The sequence below is a fragment of the Gluconobacter sphaericus genome (assembly GCF_016757795.1).
Taxonomy (GTDB): Bacteria; Pseudomonadota; Alphaproteobacteria; order Acetobacterales; family Acetobacteraceae; genus Gluconobacter; species Gluconobacter sphaericus.
The window spans coordinates 16,795-31,412 of record NZ_CP068422.1; the positions used below are offsets into that span (position 1 = coordinate 16,795).

At 53.0% G+C, this 14,618-nt stretch carries 8 protein-coding genes and 5 pseudogenes; 7 read left to right on the forward strand and 6 right to left on the reverse strand.

Annotated elements, in window-relative coordinates; translation table 11 throughout:
* Window positions 1-81: 81 nt before the first annotated feature.
* The gene (locus IGS75_RS15050; RefSeq protein ID WP_202259110.1) at window positions 82-369 is read right to left on the reverse strand and encodes a WGR domain-containing protein; all 288 of its coding nucleotides are present in this window, start codon (window positions 367-369) and stop codon (window positions 82-84) included.
* Between the two features lie 286 nt (window positions 370-655).
* Between IGS75_RS15050 and IGS75_RS15055 the strand changes: the two are divergent.
* Window positions 656-1,555, forward strand: a pseudogene (locus IGS75_RS15055) (transposase).
* A 271-nt stretch (window positions 1,556-1,826) separates the two neighbouring features.
* Window positions 1,827-3,488 (forward strand): Hint domain-containing protein, encoded by a 1,662-nt coding sequence (locus IGS75_RS15060; protein ID WP_202259112.1) that lies wholly within the window; start codon window positions 1,827-1,829, stop codon window positions 3,486-3,488.
* Between the two features lie 432 nt (window positions 3,489-3,920).
* On the opposite strand, the pseudogene IGS75_RS15065 reads toward IGS75_RS15060, so the two are convergent.
* Together IGS75_RS15065 and IGS75_RS15070 are read right to left on the reverse strand one after the other, a co-directional pair.
* A pseudogene (locus IGS75_RS15065) lies at window positions 3,921-4,379 on the reverse strand (transposase); the annotation flags it as partial.
* Between the two features lie 366 nt (window positions 4,380-4,745).
* Entirely contained in the window at window positions 4,746-6,644 is a 1,899-nt protein-coding gene (locus IGS75_RS15070) for a Hint domain-containing protein (protein WP_237469188.1), read from the reverse strand.
* A gap of 560 nt (window positions 6,645-7,204) precedes the next feature.
* Between IGS75_RS15070 and IGS75_RS15075 the strand changes: the two genes are divergently transcribed.
* Window positions 7,205-7,453, forward strand: coding sequence for a hypothetical protein (locus IGS75_RS15075; RefSeq protein ID WP_202259045.1), 249 nt, complete (start codon window positions 7,205-7,207; stop codon window positions 7,451-7,453).
* Between the two features lie 36 nt (window positions 7,454-7,489).
* Window positions 7,490-8,449 carry an IS481 family transposase gene (locus IGS75_RS15080; RefSeq protein WP_202259047.1) on the forward strand — a complete coding sequence of 320 codons (960 nt, stop codon included), beginning with the start codon at window positions 7,490-7,492 and terminating at the stop codon, window positions 8,447-8,449.
* Between the two features lie 151 nt (window positions 8,450-8,600).
* Here IGS75_RS15080 and IGS75_RS15085 read toward each other — a convergent pair.
* The 3 genes and pseudogenes from IGS75_RS15085 to IGS75_RS15095 form a co-directional block, all read right to left on the reverse strand.
* Window positions 8,601-9,341 (reverse strand): annotated as a pseudogene (locus IGS75_RS15085) (sugar nucleotidyltransferase); the annotation flags it as partial.
* Window positions 9,342-9,380: 39 nt separating this feature from the next.
* Window positions 9,381-10,437: pseudogene (gene rfbB, locus IGS75_RS15090) on the reverse strand (dTDP-glucose 4,6-dehydratase).
* A 99-nt stretch (window positions 10,438-10,536) separates the two neighbouring features.
* Window positions 10,537-10,941, reverse strand: a complete 405-nt coding sequence (locus IGS75_RS15095; RefSeq protein ID WP_202259049.1) for a transposase — start codon at window positions 10,939-10,941, stop codon at window positions 10,537-10,539.
* 118 nt (window positions 10,942-11,059) lie between these two features.
* Here IGS75_RS15095 and IGS75_RS15100 point away from each other — a divergent pair.
* The 3 genes and pseudogenes from IGS75_RS15100 to IGS75_RS15110 form a co-directional block, all read left to right on the forward strand.
* Window positions 11,060-11,417: pseudogene (locus IGS75_RS15100) on the forward strand (transposase); the annotation flags it as partial.
* A 492-nt stretch (window positions 11,418-11,909) separates the two neighbouring features.
* The gene (locus tag IGS75_RS15105) at window positions 11,910-14,153 is read left to right on the forward strand and encodes a glycosyltransferase (protein ID WP_202259056.1); all 2,244 of its coding nucleotides are present in this window, start codon (window positions 11,910-11,912) and stop codon (window positions 14,151-14,153) included.
* Between the two features lie 87 nt (window positions 14,154-14,240).
* The gene (locus IGS75_RS15110; RefSeq protein ID WP_202259068.1) at window positions 14,241-14,615 is read left to right on the forward strand and encodes a tetratricopeptide repeat protein; all 375 of its coding nucleotides are present in this window, start codon (window positions 14,241-14,243) and stop codon (window positions 14,613-14,615) included.
* The last annotated feature ends 3 nt before the right edge of the window (window positions 14,616-14,618 follow it).

The window sequence follows — 14,618 nt, forward strand, 5'->3', positions numbered from 1 at the left end:
ATCCCCGAGGTGCAGGAGCCTGCGGCTCCTGCCGGGAGCGCGAGGGCAGCGCCCTCGTTTTCACCGTCACATCGCGTCCTGTCATCCACCCGTTTCCTCTCGATACCCGCGACGCTGCTTCACCCGCACCCAACGGACCAGCTCTTTCTGAGCGGCAACCGGATCGCCAAAACGCTCCCGCCGCTCCTGACCGGTGGTCCCCAGACGCCCCCAGGAGCGGACAAGGACAGTGCCGCCAAAGAGATCGTCCTGCAGGGTCAGACGGTAGAAGCGCCAGCAGTTGGTCGCCGGGTCAATCCGCTGCAGACGCGCACTTTCAGGGAAGAGGCTGAACTGGCGGGACGGAGCCGTTTGCGGAGCTTTGGGCATTAGATCCCGAAAAGTGTAACAGGTCCGGATCCGAACCGTCAGGGGCTTTTTCTCCAGGGATACGGATTTTCGGGGCTTTTCCGCAGATCGTGAGAGCGGGACGGGAAGGAGCAGTGTCCTCAGGCATGGGTGCGGAAGGCGCAGGGTGTTACACTATAGGTAATAACGTACCATCCCTACCCTCCCTGCAGGAGGCGTCGGTAACGTGGAGGATTCGAAAAACCCCTTAGTTTTGAGACCTGCTCTGTGATTCCATTTCCTGGGTGTTGATTGCAGGAATGACGGTATGAAGCAGTCTGGTTTCTTTGATGTTGAAGAGCGGCTTGCCCGGTTGAGCGGGCTTGGTGATCAGCTCGAAGCGTTTTCCCGGACTGTGGATTTTTAAGCGTTCTGTCCTGATCTGGAAAAGGCTCTGGCGTATTCTGATGGCAGCAAGGTCGGAAGACCGCCATTAGATCCCGTACTGATGTTCAAAATCTTGATGATCTAGACGTTGAACAACCTATTTGATGAACGATTGCCTGTCGTTCATACGCTTCTTTTGGTCTGGGGCTTTCAGATCGGGTGCCGAATGCCAAAACGGTTTGGTTATTCCGCAAACGCCTAGCATAGGCGGGTGCGATCGATGAGTTGTTCAATCGTTTTGACGCAATCCTGCGCAACGCCGGGTATTTTCCGATGTCAGGCCAGATTCTGGACGCCACACTGGTGGCTGCTTTAAAGCAGAGAAAAACGATCTTCGTGAAGGGCGGATCCCACAGGACTGGCAGGACAAACCAGCAAAACTGTCGCACAAGGATCGTCATGCGCGCTGGACACTGCCAGTGATGGTGCGCGATTGAGAGAAGGGCTGCTGGATAAAACCAATATGGCCTCAACAGGCTGGGCAGATATGACCTACCGCTCCAAAGCCAACAAAGACTTCATGGAGAAGTAGGGTTTTGTCTCGAAGGTTCACAGGAAAAAGTCGCATCTCAAACCTATGCCCGAGCATATCCAGAAATCGAATGCTGGAAAGTCCGTGATCCGCTCACGTGTCAAGCATGTCTTTGCCGATCAGAGATCACAGACGGGACTGTTCGTGCGAACCGTAGACTTAACGCGAGCCGCCATGAGGATCGGACTGGCCAATATCGTTCACAACATGCGCCATTTCTTCTTCGAAAGAGTGAACGCGAGCGCGTAGTCACCCAGCAGGAGACAACCCCCAATCTGCTCAAAACGCAGGTCGAAAGCGCCCCAAAGAACCGTCAATCAAATCACTAAAACCTAGAAATTAAGGGTTCTCCGATCTCCCCATCTTCCTAGCTGCAACCATCATCTTCTGGTTACGTGTCCTAAGCCTAAAAAACCCGAAAAGTACCGCGGCACAGTGTCAATTTATTATTGACATTTCTAAAAAATTAACATTTAACCCGTTTTTTTTGTTAATTCACAATGACGTGACGGATTATATAATGGCCACAGTAACTAAAAATTGGACAGAAGTTTCACAACAAGGCGGAACAATTGGAGCACCTGGACAGACAACAATTCTAGTTGGATCACCGACATCTGCAATTAATGAGGTAACATTCGAAGGTAACGTTATTTTTAATAATAACGGTAAAGTTACATTTGAAAAAGTAACTATATCTGATGGATCATCCATAACTTTAAATAGCGGTACATCAATCACTTCTAACCAATCTGATATTCCATCAGGAACTATAAATATCAATGGAGGAAGCATTAAATATCCAAATGCATATCAGACATCAGGAAATGTAGTAGTTAATTTCGGAGACACAACTTCAAAAACAAACAACCTTACCTTTAATGCATCCGCGCTTGCAAATGTTACATTTAATAATGTCGCACCTGGAGATCATATCACAATATCAAATGACTATAATTCATCAAATGAAAAATTAATTGATTCCGCCAGCGGAAAGGTGGAAATTGTATATTACAATTCATGGTCTTCAACACCAAATGTTGTAGCTATATTCAATGTAGCAAAAAAACCTGATGGCACTTACTACAAAGCATCAGATTTTTCTATTTCTAGTGACAGTGCAAGCAATACGACAACTTTTGTTTGTTTTCTTTCTGGTACCCTGATCCAAACATATTCTGGACTAACCTTAGTAGAAGACCTTGCTATCGGAGATGAAGTAATTGCTTACGTCAATGGTGCTGAAGTTATCCGTCGTGTGACTTGGGCTGGGCAAGCTCACTGCAACGTTCACGCCCATCTTCCTGACGATAAAGCAGGTTACCCGGTACGCATCCTCAAGGATGCCATTGCTAATGGTGTACCTTTCAAGGACATGCTGATCACGGCAGAGCACTGCCTGTTCTTCGAAGGAAAGTTCGTTCCTGCCCGGATGCTCATCAACGGTCGTTCGATCTTCTACGACAAGTCCATCACGTCTTACGATTACTACCACATCGAAACCGAGGATCATTCGGTTATCATAGCCGATGGTATGCTCACCGAAAGCTATCTCGACACCGGTAACCGTCGCTCCTTCACGCAGAAAGGATCTGTGGTTTCCATAGGCGGAAGTCGCAATCTAAACTGGGAAGATGCAGCGGCCCCACTGGCTACTGACCGTGCGTTCGTCGAGCCTCTGTTTCGGCAGATCGAAGCCCGTGCTGTTCTGTCAGGCCATGATTCGCAGGTCCCCGCTCGAACAATGGTCAACGATGCCGATCTGTATCTGGAAACAGAAAATAGAACGGTTATTCGTCAGATCCGGGAGAACAACGGCCGGGTGATGTTTATGATCCCTGCAGGTGTCGAGAGCGTCCGGATTGTCTCGAATGCCAGCCGTCCCTGTGACGCTGTAGGGCCTTTTGTCGATGACCGTCGGATACTCGGTGTTCTGGTTGGTGACGTCAGACTTTTTGAAGGCAATACGACTGCAACCCTGACGGCGCATCTACAGGATGCTGATCTGTCAGGTTGGAACAATGTCGAAGACGGCACAATGCGCTGGACGGGTGGGAATGCCCTTCTGAATCTGGGGCAGCGTCCGATTGGTAGCATTGCTCTAATGGCTCTGCAGATCCATGCAGCAGGCCCGTATCTCTTGGCGGATACTACGTCTGAACGGGCAACCCTTCAGGCTTGAGGGACTATGTCCTGACGCTTCAAAAGCGTCAGGACATTTCTATTTTATGCCGTGCACGTTTTATGCATGGAAATGGAGGGATCGAAGAACCGTTGATTGGCCGCGGATGGCTCCTGATTTCAGGATTTTGGCGATTTGATTGACTACTTTTGGTTCGTTTTCGCTCTGCGTTTTGAGCAGATCGCGGGCTATCGCCAGTGGGATGGCTACGCGCTCGCGTTCAACCTCTCGAGGAAGAGGAAACGGCGCATATTATAGACGATATTGGCCAGACCGATCCGCATGGTGACCCGGGTAATACCCACGGTTCGGACGAGCAGACCCATCTGCGATTTCTGATCGGCAAAGACATGCTCGACGCGCGAGCGGATCACTGATTTCCCTGCATTGGACCGCTGAATATGGCGGGGCATGGGCTTGAGATGCGGCTGTTTCCTGTGAACTTTCGACCAGCGTTGCGTCCAGGATCTGGCCGGACATCGGCAGATACCCGGCGTTACGCAGGGTGGCGTCAAAGCGCTCGAACAGCTTCTGGACGGCGCCAGCCTCAGTCAGACGCTCACGGAACAGCCAGACCGTTTTGGCATCGGGCACCCGATCTGAAAGCCCCAGGCCAAGGAAGCGCATGAACGACAGGCGGTCGTTGATCAGATATTCCGTTCGCTCGTCGGAGAGATTGTTCAGCGTCTGGATGACTAGGATCTTGAACATCAGTACCGGATCGAACGGGGGACGGCCGCCTTTGATCCTGTCTGAATAGGCCAGAGCCTTCTCCAGATCAGGGCGGAAAGCCTCAAAATCCACAGTCCGGGAAAATGCTTCGAGCTGATCGCCAAGCCCGCTTAACCGGGCCAACCGCTCTTCAACATCAAAGAAACCCGCCTGCTTCATCTTCCATTATCTACAATCAACGCAGGAGAGATGGAATCACAAAGGTAGTCCCAAAAACAGAGGGTTTTTCGAACCCTCCAGGTGAGAAGGCTCTCGAGGTTATCGAGTCCTGAAGCCCGCCGAAGAAGAAGATCAATCCTCATCTGCTCGCTTTGATGGAGCGGCAAAGAGCGGAACGGGAGAAAGGCTCCTGAGCCTCGTTCTAGTGTCTGAGAATGGGTATTCTCAGACACCAGGATGGAGATACTCCGAGCGCACAGAAGAACTTCTGTATTCCGTGCAGAAATATACCATTTCCATGCATAAAACGTGCACGGCATAAAATAGAAATGTCCTGACGCTTTTGAAGCGTCAGGACATAGTCCCTCAAGCCTGAAGGGTTGCCCGTTCAGACGTAGTATCCGCCAAGAGATACGGGCCTGCTGCATGGATCTGCAGAGCCATTAGAGCAATGCTACCAATCGGACGCTGCCCCAGATTCAGAAGGGCATTCCCACCCGTCCAGCGCATTGTGCCGTCTTCGACATTGTTCCAACCTGACAGATCAGCATCCTGTAGATGCGCCGTCAGGGTTGCAGTCGTATTGCCTTCAAAAAGTCTGACGTCACCAACCAGAACACCGAGTATCCGACGGTCATCGACAAAAGGCCCTACAGCGTCACAGGGACGGCTGGCATTCGAGACAATCCGGACGCTCTCGACACCTGCAGGGATCATAAACATCACCCGGCCGTTGTTCTCCCGGATCTGACGAATAACCGTTCTATTTTCTGTTTCCAGATACAGATCGGCATCGTTGACCATTGTTCGAGCGGGGACCTGCGAATCATGGCCTGACAGAACAGCACGGGCTTCGATCTGCCGAAACAGAGGCTCGACGAACGCACGGTCAGTAGCCAGTGGGGCCGCTGCATCTTCTACCCACGTCAGGGCACGCGCAGGACGCAGAGAAGCCACCTTGCCGCTCTGGCGGAATATTTTGTGGTTCTCTGTATCCAGGAAAGATTCAGAAAGCGCCCCGTCAGCGATCAGCACTGAGTGTTGAGCAGTCTCGACGTGATAGACATCGAACGTCGTCAGGTCGCGATCGTAGAAAATTGAGCGACCGTTGACGAGCATCCGGGCAGGAACGAACTTTCCTTCAAAGAACAGGCAGTGTTCCGCCGTGATAAGCATGTCCTTGTAAGGAACGCCGTCAGAAAGAGCATCCTTAAGGATACGAACGGGGTAGTTGGACAGATCATCTGCAAGATGCGGCTGGACAACGATTTTTCGCGTACCAACCCAGACGATAGCCTCGACCTTTTCAGACGCAGAGGCCGGATCCCAAACAACCAGCTCATCACCAATTGCCAGTGTTTCAACAGCCTTCTCGCCCTCAGGCGTGCGAATCATCGAACCAGGGAGATAGCAGGGAGTCGTACCAACGTAAGATACAACTCCAGCGCTGTCGGAGAAGGTTCCTGTGTAGCCCTTGCCAACATCATAAGTATAAGTGTTGGATCCACTCGTGATCGTCAGGATACCTGTAGTCTTGTCGTAGCTCGTTGTTCCAGTGACGTTCAGGTCGAGCTTATCACCCTGGCTGAAACCACGAATCACACCAGTAAATGTCTGGCCGTTAGCAACGTCGAGCGTATTGTCTCCGCCAGAGAAGTTGAACGTCTGACCAGCCCCGGAATTCGTTCCGTTGAGCGTAACGTCTGCGCCGTTTGTGAGGTTAACGGTTCCGCTCGTTCCCTTAAGGGCTTGATCAAAGGTCAGATTGGCGTCGGTGACATTGATGGTGCCATTGTTGGTGTAGCCTGCCGTTCCTGCGCCCAGAAACTGGATGTTTCCAGCGCCGGTTCCATGCGAAGTAATCGACCAAGTCCCGTTATTAGTAAAGCCGCCGCTTCCAACCTGAAAGAGTGCTGTCGAAGCGGCAGGTACGTTAATCGAGAATGTACCGCCAGTCTGGTTCGTAATCTGCTTGAAATTAAGATTCGTCGTCGATCCTGACGTTGCCGCAGAATCGTCGATGGAAAAGTTGCCGCTATTATTGAATGTGCCATTACCATTACCCCAGTTCGAGGTCATACCGGTGCCGCTGGTGTCGACGACCTTGATCGTTCCAGCATTGGTTAGGTTGGCGACATAAGGCGCTGAAATAGTGGAGGCACCTGCCGATTCCAGATCGATCGTACTGGTCGCGTCGTTATTGATAGTGCCATATTGGAGATAGACGGACGCGCCAGATGTCCCGTTAAGCTGTGAGAAACTCAACGTACCGCCAGTTTGCGTCAGTGTATCGCTTGACCCTCCAAGATTAGCGGTCGATCCAGTTCCAACTGTGGACGGCTTAAATGAAACCGTACCTCTATTGGTCAAACTTCCATAGAAATTATTGATCGTAGCCGCGGCAGAATTAAAATTATACGATCCAGTATTAATGATCGTGTTTCCAGCACTGCCAATTGTGGTGGCTGTAGTGTAAGTTACATCGGTTGAATTCGTATACGTTGTCACGGCACGAACCTTTCACTGTGGAATCAAAGGTTAGCTATCAACAAAATGTTTTTTCAATTAAAAAACCCCTCTCATGTTTATATATTTTTCACCTATGCGTGAGATAAAATGAGTAATGATTATTTTCAAAACTTGTATCAAAAAAAATATATGTCATTTTCCGCAGCATTATGCGGATGTTATCGATAATAAATTCCAATGAGGATTTGGGTATTTCTTCAATATCTCTGTTAAAGCGACGGTATCTTCCGATACATGCGAATATCCATTCTACGATCCAGCGCTGGTGCTGTTTCTCGGTCTGGCCTGACGGGCCAGTGACCTTACTGTCGCTTTTCTCCGAGACGATCCCGGCAGATCTTCAGGACACCTCGGACCGTCTGGTTCTAGCGGCACGGTCCCCGGCCACGCTGCGCGCCTATCGCACCGATTGGGCCGCCTTCGTCGCCTGGTGCCTCACCCATGACGTCACGGCACTGCCCGCTCGCCCCGAAACTGTCGCCGCCTGGATCGCGTCGCGTCTGGAGCAGGGCCGCAAAGCCGCGATGTTTAGTCCCGTGTTTTGATGGTTTGGTATTTTCACGCGAGGGGAAGGAAGCCTTATGGGACAGATACGTCATGGGAGCGCCACGACCACGCACGCCGTGCGAGCAGCAATACAGCGATCGCAGGCTTCGCTCGCGACGCTGAGCGAGGAGTTCGGGATCAACCCGAAAACAGTTGCAAAATGGCGAAAGCGTCAAACGGTTGAGGATCAGAAGACAGGTCCTAAAGAGCCGCGTTCAACGGTCCTGTCCGAGACGGACGAAGCGATGATCGTGGCGTTTCGCCGGCATACGTTGCTACCGCTGGATGACTGTCTTTATGCCCTGCAGGCCAGCATCCCTCATCTGACACGCTCGGCTCTGCATCGCTGCCTTCAGCGCCACGGGATATCCCGGTTGCCGGACATCGAAGGAGACAAGCCCAAACGACAGCGTTTCAAACGCTATCCCATCGGCTTTTTTCATATCGATATTGCCGAGGTCCAAACTGCTGAAGGCAAGCTGTATCTCTTCGTTGCTATCGACCGGACAAGCAAATTCGCTGTCACACAACTCGTCGGGAAAGCTGATCGGAAGACAGCCTGGGAATTCCTTGAATATCTCCTGAGCATCATCCCTTACCGGATCCACACCATTCTGACAGATAACGGCATCCAGTTCGCTGATCAGCCCCGTAACCGCAATACGGCCTGGTCTCGCCCCATGCGCTTCGACATGATCTGCGAAACTCACGAGATCGAACATCGTCTGACGAAACCCAATCATTCCTGGACGAACGGTCAGGTTGAACGGATGAACCGGACGATCAAGGAAGCAACCGTCAAACGCTTCCATTACGATAGTCATGAGCAGTTGAGGACACACCTTAATGACTTCATGGCAGCCTATAACTTCGGGCGAAGACTCAAGACCCTGAACGGCCTCACCCCTTACGAATACGTCTGCAAAATCTGGACTTCAGAGCCAGAAAGATTCATCATCAATTCAATCCATCAAAACACGGGACCAAACACCTAACACAATAGATGCGAATTAGTCTTGTATTGATATACTTAAGACATGCCCTGATCCGCTACGTATCATCAAAGATATTCAATACGGATCAAGACTTGAAACCAAATACTACATTGAATTTAATGTTGTCGCAGAAATAATATAGTTAACTATATTATACGGTCGCCAGTTCAAGCAACAGGCGGCCTAGTTCAGTTTTACCCATTCGCTTTGCATGATCGCGAAGCTGGTCAGCGGTAATGAACTTGTTGCGGAAAGCAACCTCAGCAGGTGAACCAACCAGCATGCCCTGACGGGACTGAATGGTTTGTACGAAGCTGCCAGCCTGCATCAGGCTATCGGGCATGCCGGCATCGAGCCAAGCGCAACCACGGCTGAGGCGATCAACCTGCAACGTGCCTTCTTCAAGGTACATGCGGTTGAGGTCGGTGATTTCCAGTTCGCCACGCGGGCTCGGCTTCACCTTTTTGGCAAAATCCACGACACGGTGGTCATAGAAATAAAGACCTGTGATGGCCCAGTTTGATTCAGGATTTTCTGGCTTCTCAACGACTTCGAGCGCTTTGCCACTTTCATCGAACGAAACCACGCCGTAACGCTCGGGGTCACGAACCTGATACGCGAAGACCGTCGCACCTTCAGGACGGTTTGCGGCCGCACGTAGCAGCACACCCAGATGATCGGCGAAGATCAGGTTATCGCCGAGTGCCAGTGCGCATGGGCAGCCTTCAAGCCAGTCTTCCGCAATCAGGAAGGCCTGGGCCAGACCGTCGGGGGAAGGCTGGATGCGGTATTTGAAGGTCACGCCGAACTGGGAACCATCGCCCAGAAGGCGTTGGAACTGAGGCATGTCATGCGGGGTCGTGATGATCATGATGTCCCGGATTCCCGCCAGCCAGGATAATGCCCTTCATGGGCTTCGTGTCGATCGTGCTCATGCGCGTGTTCCCAGTCGCTGTCCCGTGTATCGCTTGGAGCGGATACCTTCCCACCAGTCACGGTTGTCGAGATACCACTGAACCGTCTTGCGGATACCGGTTTCGAAGTCGTGTTTGGCTTTCCAGTCCAGCTCTTTTTCGGCATGGGACGGGTCGATCTCATAACGGAAGTCATGTCCGGGGCGATCCGTCACATAACGGATCAGACGCTCACGCGGGCCTTCCGGATCTGGCAGAAGTTCATCCAGAACAGCACAGATCTTCTTGACGACTTCCAGATTGGTGCGCGGCTGGCGGGCACCAATGGCGTAGGTCTCGCCTGGCTTACCAATTTCAACAGCGCGGACCAGAGCTTCAGCGTGATCTTCAACGAACAGCCAGTCACGAATGTTTTCGCCCTTGCCGTAAACCGGGAGTTCACGCCCTTCGATGGCATTGATGGTCACGAGCGGGATCAGCTTCTCCGGGAAGTGCCAGACGCCATAATTGTTCGTGGTATTGGTTACGAAGGTTGGCAAACCGTAAGTGTGATACCAGGCACGGACCAGATGGTCAGACGAGGCCTTGGATACTGAATACGGGCTGCGCGGATCGTAAGGTGTTGTTTCTGTAAATGGCGGATCGTTTGGCTCAAGATGGCCAAAGACTTCATCCGTGGAGATGTGATGAAAGCGGAACGCGGCCTTTTTTTTCGTTTCCGAGACCGTTCCAATATTTGCGGGCAGCTTCCAGTAGAGAATAGGTGCCGACAACATTGGTCTGGATGAAGACGCCAGGGCCATCGATTGAACGGTCCACATGGCTTTCAGCCGCCAGATGCATCACGGCATCCGGGCGATACTCCTCGAACAGACGTTGCATTTCAACGCCGTTCACGATGTTGGCGCGAGCGTGAGAGTAACGCGGATCGGAAGCAACTTCGACGACCGTATCTTCAGAGGCTGCATAGGTCATGCAGTCGACGTTCAGCACGCTATGTTCGGTGTTCTTGATGATATGACGCACTACAGCCGAACCAATGAAGCCGCAACCGCCTGTCAACAATATCCGCATTTCAACTCCTTAACATCACGGTAAGAGCATCAGCCCCGCCACAGGAAAGTACCTTACAGTGTTGTACAAGAGGCGCAAAATTCCCAGCTCAACAGCCTATTAGGTCACGTTGATAAAAGATCCAATCCAGAATTTTGCGGCGGCGATATTGAGGAAACTCATGAAGGATAAAGCGGTCTTGTCGTAGCGGGTCGCTATGCGGCGCATCTGCTTGAGCCTGTTAAACATCCGCTCAATGCGATTTCGGTCTCTGTAACGCCGCCAGTCTGTTTTCTGTGGGGCGTTGCGGCCTTTGCGTGATAGAATAACCGGCAGGATCCCGTGGATCAGCAGATCCTGACGGAAGCTGTCACTGTCATAGCCTCGATCAGCCAGCATGGCTTTGGGGTTTGGAACCGCCATCAGGGCATCCCAGACACCCTGTTCAGCCCAACGTCCGCGCTCAGAAGGCAGAAGCGGACCAATTATCGCCCATTCCTGATCCATCAGATCCTCTCGTGCCATCCCTGCTTCACCTTATTGCCTTCGTCGAAGAAACCCGTGAACCAGGTGTAGGGTTCGAAAAACCCCCTGGTTTTGAAACCAGCTCTGTGATTCCATTCTTCCGGTTCTGGTTGAAGGAATGGCGCTATGCGGCAGGCAGGCTGGTTTCTTTAATGTTGAAGAGCGGCTTGCCCGGTTGAGTGGGCTTGGTGATCAGCTCGAAGCTTTTTTCCAGATTGTGGATTTTGCAGTCTTCCGCCCTGATCTGGACAGGCACTGGCCTATTCAGACGGGAGAAAAGGCGGGCGTCCGCCGTTTGATCCGATACTGATGTTCAAAATCCTGGTGATCCAGACGTTGAACAATTTGTCCGATGAACGGACAGAGTATCTGATCAACGATCGCCTGTCGTTCATGCGCTTCCTTGGCCGGGGCTTTCAGATCGGGTGTTTGATGCCAGAACAGCCTGGCTGTTCCGCGAGCGTCTGACACGAGCGGGTGCGATCGATGGGCTGCTGGATAAAACCAATACGGCCTCAAGCGTCTGGGCTGATACAGCGTATCGCTCAAAAACCAATGAAGACTTCATGGAAAAGAAGGGCTTTGTCTCAACGGTTCACAGGAAGAAGCCGCATCTCAAGCCTATGCCCCGCTTCCTCTTCCTCGAAAGATTGAACGCGAGCGCATAGCCATCCAGCGAGGGACAACTCCCAATCTGCTCAAAACGCAGACCGGAAACCATTGCAAAAACCGTCAGTCCAATCGCCAAAAGCCAGAAATTACCAGAAAAGCACGTCAATCAAGGGGTCTTCGATCCCTCCATCTTCTGATGGCCTCAGAGCATCGCCCGTGCGCTTGCGTATATCCAGACCCTGTCGTAGCAAGTTGCCGAGTGTGACATCCGGAAAAATTCTTCTTCCTTCGGCGGGACATACCCTTTGGTGTTTTTCAAGCGGCTCTGGCCTTTCTCCACCCGACGGAAAGACACGGTGCAACGCACGGACACGCGTGGACATTCACCATCCGTGCTCGTGGAAGAACTGCTGACGCTGTGCTGTCAGGAAGACTGGTCCCGGCTTGCCGGCCAGGAGGGTATTTCAGATGTGCGTACCCTTTGGGATCTTCGCCCTGCAGCCTGCCAGCAGTGGATGACGATGCTGACCCAGGAAGCGGATCAGATGAGGGACAGTAGCAACCCCGCAGATGCCGCAGGTTTCTACAAAGGCGCCTTCGCGCTCGCACCCTGGCGTCTCGATCTCGGCATGCAGCTGGGCAACATGCTCAAGGATAGCGGACAGCTTGGAACCGCCGAACATATCTACCGCACCATTATCACCCAGGCCCCAGAAGAGGCCGAAACCTATCTTCAGCTCGGTCACGTCTACAAGATCCAAGGCCGTCGCATTCTGGCGCTGAACCATTACCGTGAGGCTCTTGAACGCGATCCCACCTGCGAAGCAGCACATCGGGAACTTTTCCTGGCAGGCGACACAGTCGCGCAGCGGGCCAGCATGTCACATCGGCATCTGTCCCACGGCACCGAACAAAGCCTTCACCTTGCGGCAACCCTGGCCGGCATGCGTCACCGGCTGGACGACATGGCCGCCGTGCTCCCGGACATTTCCGCATTCAACGCTTTCCCGAGCGAAGATTACGCGACCTTCCGAAAACTCTTCCGTATTCCGCCGCCACCGGCCGCTACGCCACTACCGCTTACAGTCATCATTGCGCAGAATGATGTCTCAGAAGCCGTTGCCGCCGCTCAGATGACGGCCCTCGGCAGCATGCCATCCCTCACGAAGCTTTATACAACCGGTGCTTCCTCCACCCTTCGTGATGCATGGAATACGAGGATGCAGCCGGGTCTTTCCATCACCCATTTGCCTGCTGCAGACGCACTTCCAGCTACCCTGCCTCACACCGAAAAACAGGTCTCCGGAAACGTACTGCTCATCGGCGCTGACTGCATCCCCTCTTCTCTCCTCGCAGACTGGATTTCCTGTGCCGTCCAGACCAGCGCCTGCAACATTGCTTTCTTCGACGCCGAAACCCTGACTCCGTCGATCTCCCGCAGCGCCCTGTTCGAAGCCATCGCCCTTCAACCACGCCCTGCTGCAGACGCTATATGGCTTGAACAGGAAGACACTATTGGAGACGCCATCGTCTTCTCCGCAGAGCTATGGCCGACATATCGTGGCAAAAGTCCTGTCAGGATCATCCACGATGGACTGACGACAGGACAGCGCATCGCTCATATTCCCTACCCGCTCGTCGCTAGTCCCCGACCGTCGGACCGCCCTATCAGCAGGGCCCCTCATCCCCTTCCGGAGCAATTCGTCATTTACGACCTGCCCGAACCTTGCACGGTCGTCATCTGTACTCGGGACAATGCTGCAGACTGCTGCACAATGGTGGATAGCCTATTCGCAACGGCACGGCACCCTGACCGCATCCACTGCCTGATTGTGGACAACGGCACCAGAATTGCAGAAGATCTCCTCCTTCTTGAAAAACTCGCCACGCGTCACCCCCGTGTGAACATTCTGCGCGCCCCGTCTCCTTTCAACTGGTCCCGCCTGAACAATGAAGCCACCGCCGAGATCAGCACACCCAACATCCTGTTCTGTAACGACGACATGCAAATGCTGTCGGAAAACTGGGATATGGTGCTAGCCGGCCTGCTTCGCGCTCCCTCAACCGGAGCAGTGGGCGCCCGGCTGCTTTATGCGGACGATACCATTCAACACGCCGGCGTGCTGCTGGGGTGGCAGGGCTCCGTCATTCACGACGGCCTTTACGAACCCCGCGATAGCAATGCCCATTTCGGCCGTTGGCAATGCACCCGGCAGGTCTCTGCCGTTACCGGAGCATTTCTGGGCATTCGGACCGAAGTCTTCGCCAAAGTCGGCGGTTTTGATGCCGAACGGATGCCCATAAGCTACAGCGATATCGACCTCTGCCTGCGTCTGCAGGAACAGGGCCTGCAAATTCTCTGGACGCCCCTCATCGAAGCCCGTCACGATGAATCTGCCTCGCGAGGACTGGACCATCTGAATCCCCTTCGGCATTCTCTTGGAACGATGGAGCGCGTGGCGTTCGAAAACATCTGGGGATTGAGGAAGCTGAGCATGGATCCTACCGTCAATCCTGTCTGGGTCGATGCGACACTTCCGTTACGCCTGATCCGGCCCGTCTCTCCGGCCGTGGCCCTGCGTCATATTCAGGCAACGTAAGGGCTTCTTCCCCCATCGACCAGAAGTTCACCTCTCCTTTTCATTCTTCCTGATATTCCGCCGAACGTCCCACCAGGTATCGTGATCATGATTTTTCCATTCAAAAGTGCTCCCCGCCTTCGCGATCTGGCTCGCAATGCGGACACGGCCAGGGACGCGAAACAATGGCCGGAAGCCGCCCTGGCTTACAGGAACCTCCTCACCCGATATCCGGACCGCGTGGACATGTGGATCCAGTATGGGCATGCCCTGAAGGAAAGCGGCTATCTCGTGGATGCTGAACTGGCCTACCGACAGGCCATTCAACGCAGCCCGACACAGGCGGAAGGATACATTCAGCTTGGACACGCCCTGAAACTCCAGAACAGACGCGAAGAGGCGGCCACAGTCTATCGCGAAGCCCTGCGCCATGATCCCGGCGCCACAGTCGCGACGGTTGAACTCGCAGCACTTGGTTTCTAATTC